The organism is Pyrobaculum ferrireducens (assembly GCF_000234805.1).
Lineage (GTDB): Archaea > Thermoproteota > Thermoprotei > Thermoproteales > Thermoproteaceae > Pyrobaculum > Pyrobaculum ferrireducens.
The window spans coordinates 635,964-651,517 of sequence record NC_016645.1 but is presented as its reverse complement, the minus strand read 5'-3'; the positions used below and the strand labels follow the sequence as shown (position 1 = coordinate 651,517).

The following is a 15,554-nucleotide window of genomic DNA, read 5'->3' as shown; positions in this document are numbered from 1 at the left end:
ATCTATACATGAGAGTTATTATTCTTAGAGAAAAGCCTTGTAAATATTTTTTAGAGACAGTTGAAAATAATGTTGAGAATTTGGAATATGTTGGTTTTTCTGTATATGGAGGGAAAATTATACACTATTTAAGGAGGGGGAAGGTGCTGTACAGGGTGACATGCCGCGGTTGTGTATTGACGGAACTTCTAAAAAGGTCGGCGCTTGTAGATATGCCAAGGGTAGACGAGGGCCACATAGTCTTCACTCTTCTGTACACCCCGGGCTTGGAGAAGATGTTGCGGCACAGAATCTACACAGTTGAAGAGAGGAAATTCATACGCCTAAGCGCCAAGCAGAGGAAAGCCCTCCGGCTTTTTGCAGAGGGAGGCCTCTCGGCGGTGGCGAGCGGGCTTGGTATTTCTAAATCTGCCGCCTGCCGCCTCGTCAAGAGGGCGCTTGAAAAGACAATACGCCTACTAGGCTAGCAAGGCGACTACTTTTCTAAGCGCAGTCTTGAAGGTTTTGTAGACAGCTACCTTCGAAACGCTTTCCATCCGGGCTGTGCTTGATATGTTGTGGCCGTCTGCCAAGGCTCTCAGCACCTCTTTCTGGCGCTCTGTGAGGACGAGTGATCTGGGCCCCGCCTCCACTACCTTGACCACCTGGTGGCTGTGTTGAGCCACTAGCCTCCTCACGGCTCTGTTGTCCAGTGCCACCACTTTAATCCTGCCTTGGCTTATCTGGGGCGTCCCGTATACATATGTAGAGGTTAGGAGTTTGTAGAATATACACTCCTCACAACGGGCTGAAACTAGGCGGAGGCCGTGTTTAGTAGCCACGACGTGGGAGATCAAGCCATTTTTGAGGTAAAAACCGAGATGGGCGTAGGCGTCGCGGGGCAGTTTTTCACAAGGCTTAAGATAGAGGACGAGATACTTCATTATACTACACTCTATTTCTATTTTTAAATTTTACCTCGATATAAATGAATTAGTTAACTATTTCTTAATATATATAAAGGCCTATACTTAGGAATATTTGTAGAAAAAAGTATCTATTTTTTAACCGTCTTAATAAACAGCCAGAGGGTGAACAGGGCAAACGCGGCGAAACTCATCGCCAGGCCCATGTCCAGCGGTAACATCACAGCCTTCTTTATCCTGGCGGAGGCCTCTGCCAGAGGGGTGAGGGTCGTCGCCGCGGCTCTCCCGGCGAATATCGGCGACAGCTCGTAGACAAACGCGGCGGCTAGGGCCACGGTGCCGCCTACCACCAGCAAAAGCGCCGGTATCTTCCTCATCGCCCCGCTGAACCCGTCGAGGTAGAGCAGGAACATCGCAGACGCCGTGACGAAGGCCAGCATATGCCAGTGAGCCACGTTGTAGGTAATCTCGTCCTCCAGAGGCCAGACAGCCCTTACGTATTTAAGCTGAGAGGCCACCATGGGGCCGGTGGAGGTGACGAAGACCACCATCCAGATGGGTATTAGAAAGAGGCCAAGTTTGACGGGGTCTCTCCACCCGCCGCCCCTAAGCATAGAGGCCAGCCTAAGCCAGAGGAAGAAGAGGGCGAGGTGGAGGGGCCCAATTCCGCCGAATATTATCTGGTGCGCAATGGGCCTCCACACGGGAACCACCGCGCTTCCAAACAGCGTAATTACAGAGCCAACCGCGGTGAGGATAAGCGCCGCCTTGTAGAGGCGGGGCCTCCAGCTCTGCATCTGCGACCACTTAATCCCCAGCAACATGACCGCGGCTGACCATATGGCGACGGCGGCGTGGGCGTGGCCGGCCACCACGAGCTGTAGAGGCGTCGAGGCCGGGGCGAGGCCCCGGTACTCCCTCGTGGAGTGCTCCTCCGGTATGTATATCTTCACGCCGGGGTCAAACCCCAGGTAGGCGGCGTATACGGCCCCCATGGCGGCCGCGACGAGTAGACACGCCCCCACGACAAACACCGCGGCCCTCTCTAGGCTGTTCTCCCGCCAGCTGAACCTCAGGGGGGACACAGCGTAGAGGAAAAGCACCCCCGAGGCGAAGAGCAAGGTGAGCCCCACCAGCCACAGAGCGTGGGCGACCGGGCTCCTCCCAAAGTAGGCGAAAGCCAGCCCAGAGGGCACGGCGACGATCCAGCCGGCTGTGGCGAGCTTAACAATTGGGTTTGTGAGCCTCGTGTCGTGGTCTAGGTATTTCACAGCTAGGTAGAGAGTGCCTGCCGTCACTAATGACAGCGGCTATGTGGTAGACCATGATGGCCCGGGCGGCGAAGTCCTCCTCCCCGGGCTTTATAGAGAGGTAGTGGCTCAGAGCCGCCTTGACCCCCGCCTCCGCCAGCGGCCCCGAGAGCAACCCGAAAAACGCCACTATTGGGAGGGTGAAAAAGAGGAGTAGTCTAACTTCCTTTACCTCCCTCATCTCCTAACCCCGGCGGCGAAGCCGTATACATAGAAGACAGCCATGAGCAGGAGTATCCACGGCAGTAGAGCCACCACAAGCTCCAGAGGCAGTATAGGCCGCGCCATTATCGCCGAGGCTAGCGCCAGGCTGCCCACTCCTATCAACACGCCGCCCACCGCGACGCCTATGAAGTGAACCGGCGCGGCTTTTTTTAAGCACTGCGTAGATGGGGAGGAGGAAAATCACGAGGCCAGCCACGGCGTGGATGACGGGCACAGCCGGCCTAAAAGCCGCAATTACCACCAGCCCCACCACGGCAAAGACGCCGTACCACTTCCAGTACCTAGGCGCCGCCACTTTTACAACACCTAGAGATATGAGTAGCGGCACCAAGGCGCCGAGCGGAGCCGCCAGCGGCGACTTCAAAGCCTCCAGCCCCTGCACCGCCAGTAGGATAGACAGCGCCGCCAGAACCACAAGCCCCAGCGAAACGAAGAGGTCGCACAACTGCCTCCACCTGGCGAACAGCCACAGCAGATACAGCCCGCCGCCCAGCGAGGCGGCGGCGACTACTCCAAACAGAGCCGCGGACATGTGTCCACTCTACACGGCGCGTTATAGCCATTTCCGTCAATCATGTTTCCACCAAGATTTAAAATGCCAATTTATTTACATTGACATGTCGCCCTATCTTGTTTTACTAAAGCCGCGGGTAATCTGGCTACTCATACTCGCAAGCGCGGCGGGGTACATATACGCAACCCCCGCGGTGGACATGCAGAAGCTGTTGTGGTTGCTTACAGCCGCGACGCTGTCCACGGGAGGCGCCGCCGCCTTCAACCACTACTGGGAGAGAGACATAGATGCGAAGATGACCCGCACAGCCAAGAGGCCCCTGCCCCGCGGCCTCGTCGACCCGAGAGCCGCCCTTATCTACTCCCTCGCCCTGTCGGCGGCGGGCGTCGCGCTGGCCTTTATCCTCCTCACCCCCCTCGTCGCCTTCTTCACAGCGCTTGGGTGGTTTTTCTACGCCGTGGTGTACACCATCTGGCTCAAGAGGAGGAGCTGGCTAAACGTACTGGCGGGCGGCTTCGCCGGAAACGCCACGTTCCTCGGTGGATACGCCCTGGGGAGGGGCTACGTGGATCTACCGGCTGTTCTGCTCTCCTTCGCCATCTATCTCTGGATCCCGGCCCACATATGGGCCCTCGCGTATAGATACAGAGATGACTACATCAAGGCTGGCGTCCCCATGCTGCCCACCGTGGCGAGCCTGGGCACGTCTCAGCTAGTCATAACCTCTATGAACATCGCAAGCGCCATATACGCCGTCGTGCTGTACCTGGCCTTCGTCGGGCTCGGCACGGGCCTGCCGCTGGTGGCTCTGGGCGCCGCCATGTCGCTCTACTCAAGCCTCCTGGTCCTCAAGAGGAGAGACGACGCCTCGATGTGGAAGATGTACAAGATGTCGAGCCCAATCCTCACCTTCTTCCTCCTAGCCTTGCTTATACGCTAGAGGCGGAGAGGGGCGGCCAGAGGAGCCCTCTGGTTTCTCTGGTTAACCAGAAACATTTTCTCACGGCGCTGTGAGCTACACCTATGAAAAACGGGTGGACCTACCTAGTCCTGGCCGCCACGGTTTTGGTGTATGTGGTGTACATCGCCATGGCCGTCTGGACTTTTTACAACCTCCCCCCGATACCGGAGCGCGTCGTGACTAAGAGCGGCCAGCTTCTATTCACCGCGCAGGATGTGATAGAGGGGAAGGTGCTGGCGCAGAGGTACGGACTGCTTGACTACGGCTCATTCCTGGGCTTCGGCGGCTACTTCGGCATAGACTACACCGCCTACACCATGAAGTTTTATGTTGACAAAATCGGCCAGCTTAGGGGGACCACCCTCGCCCCTGAGATCAAGCGCCTCATGACGCCGGAGCTCTCCGCGAGGGCCTCCTCCCTCTTCTCCCCCGCCGCCGGCACGGCTGTCGTGAGCGATGAGTTCGGCGCCGCCTATAGACAAGCGGTGGAGTTCTACAGACAGCTCTTCGGCCCCAGGGCCGAGGAGATCGGCCTAAAGCCCAACCTAATCACAGACCCCGAACACGTAAGGAAGATAGTGTCTTTCTTCACCTGGGGAGTCATGGCCGCCATGGCTAACTACACCAACGGCTTCCCCTACATGCCCGGCATTCTCGGCCCAAACGTCCACGTCACCGTGTCTACCTGGGTAACCTTCTTCGTGTTGCTCCTTGTCATAATGCCCCTCGCCGGCTGGATAATAATCAAGTTTATTGACTACTGGAGGGAGCCCCGCATAACAGTCGAGTTGCCGCCCCCCACGGCGGAGCAGAGGCTGGCCCTTCTAGGCTTCGTCCTGGCGGTGCTCGGCCTGTCTATCCAAGGCCTTCTCGGGGGCTACCTTATGCACAAATATACAGAGCCCTCTTCACTATATGGAATTTCAGGCATAAATAACATACTGCCCTTCAATGTCGCTAGGGCGCTCCACTACAATCTGGCAATATTGTGGATAGCAGTATCGTGGGTCTCATTCGCCTTGTTTGTCCTGCCGTATCTGGGAGTGAAGCTATCCAGAGGCAAGGTGCTTGCAATTTTAGGCGCCGGCGCCTTCACCGCCCTTGGGATACTCCTTGGCATATGGTCGTCTTACCTACAGCTACTGCCAGATCCGCTCTGGTTTATAGTAGGGTCCCAGGGGAGGCCGGTGATCAGCCAAGGCACTCTGTGGCTATTGCTAATAGCCGCCTTGCTGTCCTACCTCTCCATCACCGTGTGGAGGGCGTCAAAGACCTCGCCAGAGCCCATACAGCCACTCGTCAAGATCCTCTCCATCGCGCTGGCGGGCACAGCCTTCGGCGCCTTCATGGGCGCCCTGCCCGTAGCAACGCCGTGGTGGCACTTCACAATAGACGAGTACTTCCGCTGGATAATAATCCACTCGTTTGTGGAGGGCTTCTGGCCGGCCATCGTCATCCCCATACTCCTCATCCTACTTGTGATAGCCGGCATGGTTCCGCCAAAGATGGCGGTGGCGGCCGCCGGGCTGGACGCCACTCTTGAGATTGTGACCGGCATGATCGGCACGGCCCACCACTACTACTGGGGCGGGCAGCCCACCCTCTGGATGTACGTCGGCGCCGTCATGTCCACCCTCGAGGTGCTCCCCATCGGCTTCCTCATCGCATACGCCTTAGTGCTGTGGAAGAGGGGGGAGTACAAGACGGAGCTTCAGAAGACCCTCCTCACGTTCGTCCTAGTGGCGGCCTTCGGCGGCGCCGTCGGCGTCGTGGCCTTCGGAGCTGGGCTGATAAACATGCCGGTGGTAAACTACTACACCCACGGCAGCCAGGCTACCATGGTGCACGCCCACCTAGCCATGCCGCTGGCCTACGGCGCCCCCACCATGTTGATGTGGACAGTGGCCTTCGCCTTGGCCGGGGCATTCGGCGCGGCGCAGCTGAGGAGGCTTAGACTCGCCGTTGTGGTCATGGCCGCCGGCTTCTACCTACAGGTGCTCCTCTCCCTCATGCTCCTCATGACCAACCAATTCGCCGCCACTCAACAACTCGGCTACTGGGCCTCCAAAGCCATCTTCGCCCCCGACGGCACGCCTGCCTTCTGGATGCGTCCGGACATCCACACATACGTGTGGCTGAGGATGATTGGCGACGTCGTGGCGGGGGCCGGCATAGCCGTATTCCTCCTATGCATGATAAGAGGACTGCCCAAGGCGCTGAAGCCCCAATAGCCCAGCCCTAGTACACACACCCCTTTTTCCCCTCCTTATCTGTACCACAAGATTATTAAAAGATGGGAAGACCCCACAACATGGACGTAAAGATGCTCGCCGTGGGTTTAGTAATTGGCTTAATAATAGGAGCCGCGGCGGGCTACCTCGGCGGCGCCGGCGGGGCCGCGTCCACGGCCACGGTCACCAAGACCGCCACGGTAACCACAACAGCAACCTCCACAATCCCAACCACAGTGACCACCACGGTTGTGCAGACCGTCACGCCGACTGGACCGTCGACTCTTGAGGCGTTGCTGAGAAACGGGACGTATTGGAGCCGTTGCGTTTTTTGTAATATGTTAATAAACGACACCAGATTCGCCGCCTTGGTGGTGCTGGAGGGAGGCCACACGGTTAGGACAGACGACATTGGGTGCATATTCCGCATGGCGCTTTTGCCCCCGGAGAAGTGGCGGGCTCTCCAGAGGTACCCGCCGGAGGACGTCAAGCGCCTTGTGAAAGTTGAGAAGGTATTTGTCCCCGACTTCCACACGGGGGAGTACGTCGAGGCTGAGAAGGCCTACTACGTCATTAGGCAGGACATGAAGACCCCCATGGGCGACTGCGTACTAGCCTTCAAAGACCCCAACCACGCCAAGGAGATGAACAGCACAGTCTACACCTACAGCCAGATGCTCCAGCTCTACCGCCAAGTCATGCAGGAGAGGGGTATGCCCCGGCCCAACTGGTGTAGAGGCGGAATGGCGATGCACCAGCACGGGGGCTGAAACCTCTCATTTATATATTTTTTGGAAATCTGATTAACCACAGGGTTTATCTCGACACGGCAAAGAGGGTGTCATGGATAAAAGTGTGAGATTCCGCAATGGTGGTGTTTATATACGTGCGCAGGGCGGCGCTAAGCCTGGCTATAACCCCTTTAAGATTGATAGAAGAACTCTCCTCGCCGGCATCGCCGGGCTCGCCGTGGGGGGAGCAGTAGGCTACCTGGCGGGCTCCATTGCTAGGCCGGGGGCGGCGCCCGCCCCGGCCACGGGTTTTGATGATATTCTCAAAGAGAGGGGGCTGACGCCCGACGACGCCCGCGCGGCTTTGAAAACCTTTGTCCCCCCGGGGAGACCTGAGCTGGACGAGTTTATAATGATTTCCTCCGGCGGCCACAGTGGCCAGGTTTTAGTCATCGCCATACCTTCTATGCGTATCTTGAAGGTTATTGGTGTCAACACGCCGGAGCCTTGGCAAGGCTGGGGATACGGGGAGAGGGGTAGTATGGAGATATTCAGAAGGCTTAAGGAGGCAGTGCCCCCCAAGATATTTTTCGGAGGCGACACCCACCACCCTGATTTTGACAGACGCGACGCGAAGTACGTCGGCGAGTGGGCTTTTATAGGCGACAAGCTGGGGGGACAGGCGGCGGCTATAAGTCTAAAAGACTTCAAGACGAAGGACATAATTAAGATCCCAAACGTGCAGACTATACACGGCGGCGCCTTTACGACGCCCAATACTGAGTACGTCGTCTATGTGAGCCAGTACCCCACTCCCTGGGATCCCCAGAAGGGCGGCTACAAACCCGGGAAGACGTATGTAAAGCTCACTGCTGAGAACTACAAAAACTACTTTAGAGGCGCCATGACGTTTCTCTACTTCGATAGGGAGAACATGCGGTGGGACTTCTCAAGGAGCTTCCAAATTGAGCTACCTCCCTACGTACAAGACTTGGCCTCCGTGGGCTGGGGCCCCTCTGACGGCCTCGCCTTCTGCAACTCCTTCGGCACGGAGCTCGTTACCACAGATTTACTCGACGGCAAGGTGCCGCCTGAGGTGTGGTGGGGTAAGAACGAATACGATTATCTGCACGTGGTGTTGTGGAGAAAGGCGGAGGATTTAATACGTCAGGGGAAGTACCAGGAGATTAACGGAATTAAGGTGATTAGGCTCGAGACCGCTGTGAAGGAGGGCATTCTGTACTTCATACCTGAGCCCAAGAGCCCCCACGGCAACGACATTACGCCAAGCGGCAGATACAACATAATCGGCGGGAAGCTGTCGCCGATGGTTACAGCCTACGACGTTGAGAAAATCAAGACGGCTATTGCCGACAAGAAGTTTGCCGGCACAGATGACTACGGCGTCCCCATTATTAGGCTTGAAGACGCCATGGCGGCCCAGGTAGAGGTGGGCCTAGGACCCCTGCACAACGAATTCGACGGGAGAGGACATGGCTACGTCAGCTTGTTTATTGACAACAAAGTGACTAAATATAACTTGGGGCCGCCTGACTACACTGGCGACAAGCCGTGGACAGTAGTGGATAAGGTAGATATCCAGTACAACGTCGGCCATATAGCTATACCGGAGAGTGATAGTCCCGACCCTGTCGGTAAGTGGCTCGTGGCTTTAAATAAGTGGTCTGTCGACAGGTTTAGATTGGTTGGCCCACTACTGCCGCAGAACTTCCAGCTTATAGACATAACGGGAGAGAAGATGAAAGTTGTATATGATATGCCGATAGGTCTCGGCGAGCCGCACTACGCCAAGATTATCAGGGCTGAGAAGATTAAGGCTATCGACGTATATCCGCCGGGGACCGATATGTTTACCTTCAAGAAGCACCCGCACGCCATCGAGCTTGGCCAGGAGCGTATTGAGAGAAAACAGGAGGACGGCCGCTGGGTTACCGAGGTGTGGATGACGGTTATTAGAAGCACTATTAGGCCTTGGGTTATAAGAGCCAAACAGGGAGATATAATTAGGCTCCACATCACCAACGTTGAGAAGGTGAGAGACGCCACACACGACTTTGGCATCCCCGAATACGGCATCCAAGTTTCTATAAATCCAGGCGAGACCGTAGGTATAGAATTTGAGGCGACTCACCCAGGCGTCTACACGTACTACTGCCTCGAGTTCTGTTCGCCTCTCCACCTAGAAATGATGGGCTTTCTGGAGATCGAGCCGGCATGAAAAAATACTTTTTTATCGTTCCCCTCGCCCTGGTTTTGATAGGCTACGCCTTTCCAGTCTGGACTATTTGGTTTAATGCGCCCATGTATGGACACACTTGGTTCTCCATATCTGTATATCCAACAGGAACTGTAGCGGGCCCCGTCTTCGAGGTCAATATCATGAACCACTACGTGGGGATTGGTAAGCTGGAGCCCGAGAAGATGATTGAGTTAAAATTCGTACCCGCGGTGTGGGCGCTCCTCGCCGTCTTTGTGGCGCTTGCGTGGATTAAGAGAAACAGCCGTCTGGGGCTGGTCTTCTGGTTACTGGCCGTGGCGGTATTGGTGGGTTTCGTGGCGTATCACTGGTATTTCCTAGACAAGTATCTAAACACTAGGGATCCTATGGCGCCTGTGAAGGCGGGGTACGTGCCGCCGTTGGTTATGGGTAGCGACAAGGTGGCTAATATCTACAGAGTTGCGTATTACGACGTCAGCTACTGGCTGGCGTGGGTCGCCGTAGTAATCACCGCCCCAGGTATAAATAGGAGGATCGAGAAGTTTTTAAAGTGAGGTTTTTCCTCCTAACGTTTCTGGCGTTTTTCCTAGTGGCGGGCTATGTACAGAACATGATAGACTCGGCGCCTCCCAACTCCACTGTATATATACCCTCTGGCCACTACCGCGAGAGGCTTGTGATTAACAAGCCTCTGACGATTATCGGCATTGGAATGCCGGTTATTGACGGGGCCGGCGTGGGCGACGTGGTTGTGATAAACAACACCCGGGTCACTATAATCGGTGTGGCTGTGTGGAATTCGGGCACGTTGCCGGAGGACGCTGGGATTAAGGTTTACAACAGCGACGTAGCTTTAGTCAACGTGGTTGTGAATATGTCCTACAACGGGATTTACCTTATCAGGAGCCGGGCGTATCTAAGCAACATAACTGTAATAGGCTTGGGTTTGGTGAGGGCTACTAATGAGACTTTCCAGAGGTTGATGCATGAGGGGGGTTACCACGTCACTGGTTTTGAAGATAGGGGGCACGCTGTCTACGTATTTAACAGCTCCGCCGTGGTGGAGAAGTCTCGCCTTCTCTACTCAAAGGACGGCGTCTATCTGGAGCACTCCACCGACGTCACTATTAAAGGGAACACTGTAATGTATGGCAGGTACGGTGTCCATTCTATGTATTCACGGAGGGTGAGGGTTATTGGCAATACATTCATGCATAATCTCGTCGGGGTTCTGCTAATGTATTCACAGAACCTGGACGTTGAGAATAATTTCATTGCAAAGAATAGGGGTGTTTACGTAAGTGAGGGAATTACCTTGATAGAGTGTGACAATGTAGACATTCGTGGTAACAAAATTTTCTACCACATCTATGGGCTAAATGTGAGGTACACCCCGTGGCGGGGCGATACGTATTTCGTGGTGTATAACAACACCATAGGCTTTAACTACTATGGCGCGGTCTTCGACATCTACTCGGGCGGTAATTTTACTGGAAATATCTTCCTTGACAACATGGTGCAGCTGGCGGCGTCGGGCGGCGCGCGGAGAGTAAAGGCTAGGTTTTACGGGAATTTCTGGAGCGACTACGTTGGCGACGGTAACCAGCCCTATGTCTACGCCTCCCCTCTCTCCGACGTATCTGATGTATATCTCTCCATCAGGTTCTATGCTTTTGGCCCCTCGTACGCCGTTATGAGGTACATGGGGGTATCCCTCCCCACATACGCCAAGGTTACTTTCGTCGACGAGTCGCCAAGAAGGGCGCAACCTCTGCGAGAATCCGCCGTTGGGATATCGCCTATTTGGCTCGTCGCCGCCGTCTTGCTCGCCGCTCCCTACGTTGCTATGAGCGTATGGACAAGGCGGTGATCGCCAGGGGCCTAACAAAACACTACGGTAGTTTCACAGCTCTAGACAGTTTATCTCTCGAAATTGCCAGGGGGGAGACTTGGCTTCTCTTCGGCCCCATGGGGTCTGGGAAGACCACCTTTTTCAAATGCGTCTTGGGGCTGGCGAGGTGCGCCGGCTACGTCGAGGTGATGGGGAGGCGCGACCCCGCCGCTATTAGAGAGGTGGTGGGGTACTCCCCCCAGGACTTGGGATTTGAGCCCGGCTGGAGGGTGAGGCGCGTCGTTGAGTACTTCGCCGAGCTCAGAGGCGTCAGGGTTGACGTCTTGAAGGTGCTGGAGGGGATAGGCCTCTCCGAAAAGGCGGAGGCGAGGGTGGAGGAGCTGTCTGGGGGTATGAGGAGGATGCTGAGCATAGCCCTGGCGTTCCTCGGGGAGCCCGAGGTGCTGTTTTTCGACGAGCCTCTGAACGACCTCGACGTCAAGGCCCGGGCCGCGTTTATAGATACAATTAAGGAGGTTAGAGGAGAGGGAAAGACTGTGGTGATATCTTCACATGACTACGAGCCGTTTTTAAAAGCCATCGACAAGGTGGCTGTTTTAAAAAACGGCAGACTTGTTGCAGTATTAGAAAACCCAGAGGATATTGTGAAGTATGTCTAAAATTAGTATAATAGTTAAGTATGACATCGCCAAGATTGTGAGTAGCAGAGCTGTTGTTGGGTATGTGCTTAGCTTCGTACCTCTTGGGCTAGGTCTCGCATATCTGGGCCTTTTGGGTTTTAGAGAACTGGGGTTGACTGGTATAGGCCCAATCTCGGCGTCTTTAATAAACTTCGTTCTTCTCATCAGCGGCTTAGTTTCGCTGTCTCTAGCCGCTCTCTCGATTGTTTCTGAGAAAGAGAGGGGGTTCCTCGCACGTGTTTTGTCTCAGCCAGTGTCGCGGCGTGAATACCTCATTGGAAAATATATCTCAATTCTCGTCGCGGTGGTGTTGAGCACAGCGGCGGGCTTCGGCATAGCTGCTCTCTTCATCTCCACAGTACTTACCCCAGTTGAGTTGATAACATATCTCAAATTTGTGGCGATAGCGACCGTGTATCTATTCTCCACCACGTCGATAGGCATGTTGATTTCTGTAGCGTCGAGAAGTAGGTTCGACGCTATTCTCTCCGCCATAGCCATTTGGTTTTTCTTCACCACGCTCTACCAAATGGTGATTACGTATATAGACGTGGTGTGGAGACTCAGCTGGACTCAGCTGGCGGCCACCGCCCTCGCCAACCCAGTTGAGGCGGCTAGGCTCATGTACGTCCAGACTCTAGATCCAAACCTCATCTACCTAGGGCAGGGCGGCGTATACTTCGCCGCGGCCTACGGCCCATACATATGGCTCTTATCTACTATTTCTCTAGCGGCGTGGGGCTTCGCCTCGATTGTACTGGCCATTTACATATTTTCAAGAGCTGACATATGAGATCAGTATTGCTAATCACCGCCGTTTTAATTATTGTAATAATCGTGCTTATCAACCTCATGAGTAGGGCGGAGAATCTGCCAGTTGCTATATACGGCGAAGGGGGCCCCCCGGCGCCGACATTTCAGCTTTACGACCAGTACGGCCGAGCCGCAGACCTGAGGAATCTTTCCAAATACATACTGCTTACTTTTAGCTACACGGGGTGTCCCGACGTTGGTTATATAACGGTAGTGAGGATTAACCAGACGCTTCAGAAATATCCCCAGCTTCTTTCAAAGCTTGAGGTTTGGGTAGTCACGGTAAGTCCAGATACAGACACCGCTGATAGGGCGCGTGAATATACTGAAAAGTTAGGCCTCCCGTTTAGGTGGCTTATCGGCCCTAGGGACGGTGTAGAGCGGGCGTGGCGTAGCTACAATATAACTGTGAGATACGACCCAAAGGCGCAGTATATAGCTCATGATGTGAGAGTCTACTTGATAACGCCGACAGGTAGGATAATGGCGCGTATCGACGGGGTGCCCTCTAATGATGCGCTGGTGAAAGTCTTGTCGCTACTGGGTGTAAAGTAGTTGATATTTGCACATTTTTTCAGTTATTTAAACAAAAATATATTGAATTTACCATTGATATAGAATTCTTTCAAATGTTGTAATTAAAATAAATTTGAGAAAAAGATAAAAATGCTTTTGATTCTTGTTTCTATGCAGAAGGAAGAGGCTGGTAGGGGGGCTTTAGTAACGATGTTGATATACGGCGCTGTGTTTGCAGTCTTGTGGTTTGTGATATATGCAATAGCGCTAAGCAGGGGGATTGTGGGGTAGTATGACGGTGCACAGAGAAGAGAAGATCTGGGCCTTCTTCGTCCTCGGCCTCACTGTTGTTTTCCTCGCGGCGCTTGCCTACGCCGCGTGGGGGCTTGGCCTAACGACACCCTACACTGTGGAGAGGATACCGGCCCAGAAGGCCGCCCAGGAGCTGAAGCCAGGTGTCGACTGTGTAAATCCAAATGTGAAGCAGATAGTTAACAACGTGGTGGTGTGTCAAGACGGGCGCTACTACGTAAATGTGTTGGCTATGAGGTTTACGTGGCTACCGAACAGGATTGTGTTGACAGATCCCAAGGAGGTTAAGTTCAGAATTACGTCGACGGATGTGATACACGGATTTGAGATCGCGGGTACCAACGTCAATGTTATGGTGTTTCCGGGGTATATCGCAGAGATTACATGGAAGGTGCCTAGCAACATGGCGCCTGGCAACTACCTCATCATATGTAACGAGTACTGCGGCGCGGGTCACCAGAACATGTACGCAATCCTAGAGATAAGGAAGTAGTAGTAAACTCTCTCCTTTTTTCTGCATGTATATACTTTATTCTTTGTAAAGTTTTTCTAGAGAAAAATTTTTAAACTCACTAATTCTTTCTATATATGGCTACAACTCCCAAATTTGCGGTGGAGGACCGCTTCGCGAGGGTGGCAATACTGTTTAGCTTTGTAATGCTGGCGCTTGGGAGTTTGTTCGGGCTGGTGCAGGCGCTTACAAGATTTCCGGGACTGCTCCACGCTCTTGGGCTTGACAAGGTTATCACCCCCGAGCTGTACTACACCGGCTTGACGCTCCACGGCGTCGCGAACGCCATATTGTTCACTGCGTTTTTCATAATGGGCCTCGCCGTGTTTGTAGTTACCCGCGACATGAATATAAACCTGCACGGGCCTCTGCTGAGGCTTGCGTGTATGATGGCCATCGGCGGCACGCTTGTGGCGGCTGTGCCGATACTGCTCGGCCAGGCCACTGTGCTGTATACCTTCTACCCGCCGCTTAACGCCAACGTCTTGTTCTACCTCGGGCTGGCCGTCGTCGTTGTGGCTAGCTGGATTTTTGCGGCTGTCGTCTTCCACGGCATCTACCGCTGGAAGAAGGCAAACCCCGATAAGGAGATACCCCTCGGCGTGTGGGGCGTCATAACTACACTTGTGATTTGGCTCTACGCCACGCCTCCGCTGGCTTACGAGGTGTTGTTCCTGCTGGTGCCCATGTCACTAGCCGGGATGCCGGTGGACGTGCTGGAGGCTAGGCTGTGGTTCTGGTACTTCGGCCACCCGCTGGTCTACTTCTGGCTTCTGCCCGCGGTGACTCTGTGGTACACGCTCCTGCCGAGGGTCTTAGGCACAGAGGTGTTTAGCAAGACTATGGCTAAGGTGGCTTTTGTGCTGTATATGATATTCTCCACGCCCGTGGGCCTGCACCACCAGTACGTAGACCCCGGGGTGCACCCCGTGTTTAAGTACCTCCACGCCACTTTGACTTACTTCGTGGCCGTGCCGAGCTTCCTCACTGCGTTTAACCTAATAGCGACTCTAGAAAGGGCGGGCAGGGCCCGGGGTGGGAAGGGCTTGTTTGGGTGGGTGACTGCTCTGCCGTGGTTTAAGGACCCCGTTTTTACTGGGCTTGCCCTAGCCATCATTATATTTGGCACCGGCGGCTTCTCCGGCGTGATCAACGCCTCGTTCCAGATTAATTACGTGGTGCACAACACCATGTGGATACCTGGTCACTTCCACACCACCGTGGGCTCGGGCGTCGCGCTGTCGTTCTTGACGGCCAGCCTGGTGCTGATCCCGCTTCTCTACGGAAGGCAGATAGTTTCGATGAAAACCGTCAAGGCGGCCTTTGTCCTCTGGTTTGTGGGCATAATGCTTTTCAGCGTCGGGGGCTACTTGAGCGGCTTGGCCGGCGAGCCGAGGAGGACCTACGCCCCGCCGTACTTAAACGGAGTGCAGGTCACGGCCCACCTCCTCGATCTAATGAAGTCCGCCGCCTCTGTGGCTATGTCCGGCGCTTTGATGTTCTGGCTGGGCGGCGCTTTGTTTTTGGGGACTCTGTTCTTCAGCGTGTTGTTCGGCAAGAGGGTTGCCTTTGAGGGTGAGGTCAAGATCTCGCCGGAGCCCGGCCCCGCCTCGTGGTTTGAGAAGAACCTAAAGCTGATATTGATTGTAGGCGTGGTGCTTATACTCATATCCTACAGCCTCCCCGCCATTGAGGTGTACAGCCAGGGTCTGTCGCCGGCGCCGCCGCAGGGCCCGCTTAAATAAATTTATAGA

At 54.7% G+C, this 15,554-nt stretch carries 17 protein-coding genes; 13 read left to right on the top strand and 4 right to left on the bottom strand.

Annotated features, from left to right (window positions below; translation table 11 throughout):
• The first annotated feature begins 8 nt into the window (after window positions 1-8).
• A complete protein-coding gene (locus P186_RS03525; protein ID WP_014288028.1) occupies window positions 9-467 on the top strand; it encodes a hypothetical protein in 459 nt (152 codons plus the stop codon).
• Here P186_RS03525 and P186_RS03520 read toward each other — a convergent pair.
• The 4 genes from P186_RS03520 to P186_RS03510 all read right to left on the bottom strand — a co-directional run bounded on the left by P186_RS03520 (window position 459) and on the right by P186_RS03510 (window position 2,972).
• Entirely contained in the window at window positions 459-923 is a 465-nt protein-coding gene (locus P186_RS03520) for a bacteriocin (RefSeq protein ID WP_014288027.1), read from the bottom strand. The genes P186_RS03525 and P186_RS03520 overlap by 9 nt on opposite strands.
• A gap of 113 nt (window positions 924-1,036) precedes the next feature.
• Window positions 1,037-2,176: a hypothetical protein gene (locus P186_RS03515; protein ID WP_237179457.1), complete on the bottom strand. Its 1,140-nt coding sequence runs from the start codon at window positions 2,174-2,176 to the stop codon at window positions 1,037-1,039.
• A complete protein-coding gene (locus P186_RS14215) occupies window positions 2,130-2,396 on the bottom strand; it encodes a hypothetical protein (protein ID WP_237179456.1) in 267 nt (88 codons plus the stop codon). Before P186_RS14215 ends, P186_RS03515 begins: the two co-directional genes overlap by 47 nt.
• Before the next feature lie 3 nt (window positions 2,397-2,399).
• Entirely contained in the window at window positions 2,400-2,972 is a 573-nt protein-coding gene (locus tag P186_RS03510) for a hypothetical protein (protein ID WP_237179455.1), read from the bottom strand.
• A gap of 85 nt (window positions 2,973-3,057) precedes the next feature.
• Here P186_RS03510 and cyoE point away from each other — a divergent pair, with 85 nt between their 5' ends.
• From cyoE to P186_RS03450, 12 genes are all read left to right on the top strand, one after another.
• Complete coding sequence (gene cyoE, locus P186_RS03505) at window positions 3,058-3,894, top strand: heme o synthase (protein WP_148682682.1); 837 nt, start codon at window positions 3,058-3,060, stop codon at window positions 3,892-3,894.
• Window positions 3,895-3,977: 83 nt separating this feature from the next.
• On the top strand, window positions 3,978-6,146 hold the full coding sequence (locus P186_RS03500; protein ID WP_014288024.1) for a nitric-oxide reductase large subunit: 2,169 nt from the start codon (window positions 3,978-3,980) through the stop codon (window positions 6,144-6,146).
• Between the two features lie 80 nt (window positions 6,147-6,226).
• On the top strand, window positions 6,227-6,916 hold the full coding sequence (locus tag P186_RS03495; RefSeq protein WP_014288023.1) for a nitrous oxide reductase accessory protein NosL: 690 nt from the start codon (window positions 6,227-6,229) through the stop codon (window positions 6,914-6,916).
• 73 nt (window positions 6,917-6,989) lie between these two features.
• On the top strand, window positions 6,990-9,116 hold the full coding sequence (gene nosZ, locus P186_RS03490; protein ID WP_014288022.1) for a Sec-dependent nitrous-oxide reductase: 2,127 nt from the start codon (window positions 6,990-6,992) through the stop codon (window positions 9,114-9,116).
• Window positions 9,113-9,670, top strand: coding sequence for a hypothetical protein (locus tag P186_RS03485; protein ID WP_014288021.1), 558 nt, complete (start codon window positions 9,113-9,115; stop codon window positions 9,668-9,670). Before nosZ ends, P186_RS03485 begins: the two co-directional genes overlap by 4 nt.
• Window positions 9,667-10,986 (top strand): NosD domain-containing protein, encoded by a 1,320-nt coding sequence (locus P186_RS03480; protein WP_014288020.1) that lies wholly within the window; start codon window positions 9,667-9,669, stop codon window positions 10,984-10,986. The genes P186_RS03485 and P186_RS03480 overlap by 4 nt, the downstream gene beginning before the upstream one ends.
• On the top strand, window positions 10,971-11,627 hold the full coding sequence (locus P186_RS03475; protein ID WP_014288019.1) for an ABC transporter ATP-binding protein: 657 nt from the start codon (window positions 10,971-10,973) through the stop codon (window positions 11,625-11,627). The genes P186_RS03480 and P186_RS03475 overlap by 16 nt, the downstream gene beginning before the upstream one ends.
• Window positions 11,620-12,441: an ABC transporter permease gene (locus P186_RS03470; protein ID WP_014288018.1), complete on the top strand. Its 822-nt coding sequence runs from the start codon at window positions 11,620-11,622 to the stop codon at window positions 12,439-12,441. The genes P186_RS03475 and P186_RS03470 overlap by 8 nt, the downstream gene beginning before the upstream one ends.
• Window positions 12,438-13,016, top strand: coding sequence for an SCO family protein (locus P186_RS03465; protein ID WP_014288017.1), 579 nt, complete (start codon window positions 12,438-12,440; stop codon window positions 13,014-13,016). Before P186_RS03470 ends, P186_RS03465 begins: the two co-directional genes overlap by 4 nt.
• A gap of 132 nt (window positions 13,017-13,148) precedes the next feature.
• Window positions 13,149-13,268, top strand: a complete 120-nt coding sequence (locus P186_RS03460) for a cytochrome c oxidase subunit 2A (protein ID WP_237179454.1) — start codon at window positions 13,149-13,151, stop codon at window positions 13,266-13,268.
• 1 nt (window position 13,269) lies between these two features.
• Window positions 13,270-13,782, top strand: coding sequence for a cupredoxin domain-containing protein (locus P186_RS03455; protein ID WP_014288015.1), 513 nt, complete (start codon window positions 13,270-13,272; stop codon window positions 13,780-13,782).
• 95 nt (window positions 13,783-13,877) lie between these two features.
• Window positions 13,878-15,545 carry a cbb3-type cytochrome c oxidase subunit I gene (locus P186_RS03450; RefSeq protein ID WP_014288014.1) on the top strand — a complete coding sequence of 556 codons (1,668 nt, stop codon included), beginning with the start codon at window positions 13,878-13,880 and terminating at the stop codon, window positions 15,543-15,545.
• The last annotated feature ends 9 nt before the right edge of the window (window positions 15,546-15,554 follow it).

Coding starts and splice junctions, on each gene's coding strand:
- P186_RS03470 (WP_014288018.1), top strand. CDS start 11,620: ATGTCTAAAATTAGTATAATAGTTAAGTATGACATCGCCAAGATTGTG.
- nosZ (WP_014288022.1), top strand. CDS start 6,990: ATGGATAAAAGTGTGAGATTCCGCAATGGTGGTGTTTATATACGTGCG.
- P186_RS03450 (WP_014288014.1), top strand. CDS start 13,878: ATGGCTACAACTCCCAAATTTGCGGTGGAGGACCGCTTCGCGAGGGTG.
- P186_RS03520 (WP_014288027.1), bottom strand. CDS start 923: ATGAAGTATCTCGTCCTCTATCTTAAGCCTTGTGAAAAACTGCCCCGC.
- P186_RS03455 (WP_014288015.1), top strand. CDS start 13,270: ATGACGGTGCACAGAGAAGAGAAGATCTGGGCCTTCTTCGTCCTCGGC.
- P186_RS03525 (WP_014288028.1), top strand. CDS start 9: ATGAGAGTTATTATTCTTAGAGAAAAGCCTTGTAAATATTTTTTAGAG.
- P186_RS14215 (WP_237179456.1), bottom strand. CDS start 2,396: ATGAGGGAGGTAAAGGAAGTTAGACTACTCCTCTTTTTCACCCTCCCA.
- P186_RS03465 (WP_014288017.1), top strand. CDS start 12,438: ATGAGATCAGTATTGCTAATCACCGCCGTTTTAATTATTGTAATAATC.
- cyoE (WP_148682682.1), top strand. CDS start 3,058: ATGTCGCCCTATCTTGTTTTACTAAAGCCGCGGGTAATCTGGCTACTC.
- P186_RS03475 (WP_014288019.1), top strand. CDS start 10,971: ATGGACAAGGCGGTGATCGCCAGGGGCCTAACAAAACACTACGGTAGT.
- P186_RS03510 (WP_237179455.1), bottom strand. CDS start 2,972: ATGTCCGCGGCTCTGTTTGGAGTAGTCGCCGCCGCCTCGCTGGGCGGC.
- P186_RS03460 (WP_237179454.1), top strand. CDS start 13,149: ATGCAGAAGGAAGAGGCTGGTAGGGGGGCTTTAGTAACGATGTTGATA.
- P186_RS03495 (WP_014288023.1), top strand. CDS start 6,227: ATGGACGTAAAGATGCTCGCCGTGGGTTTAGTAATTGGCTTAATAATA.
- P186_RS03500 (WP_014288024.1), top strand. CDS start 3,978: ATGAAAAACGGGTGGACCTACCTAGTCCTGGCCGCCACGGTTTTGGTG.
- P186_RS03485 (WP_014288021.1), top strand. CDS start 9,113: ATGAAAAAATACTTTTTTATCGTTCCCCTCGCCCTGGTTTTGATAGGC.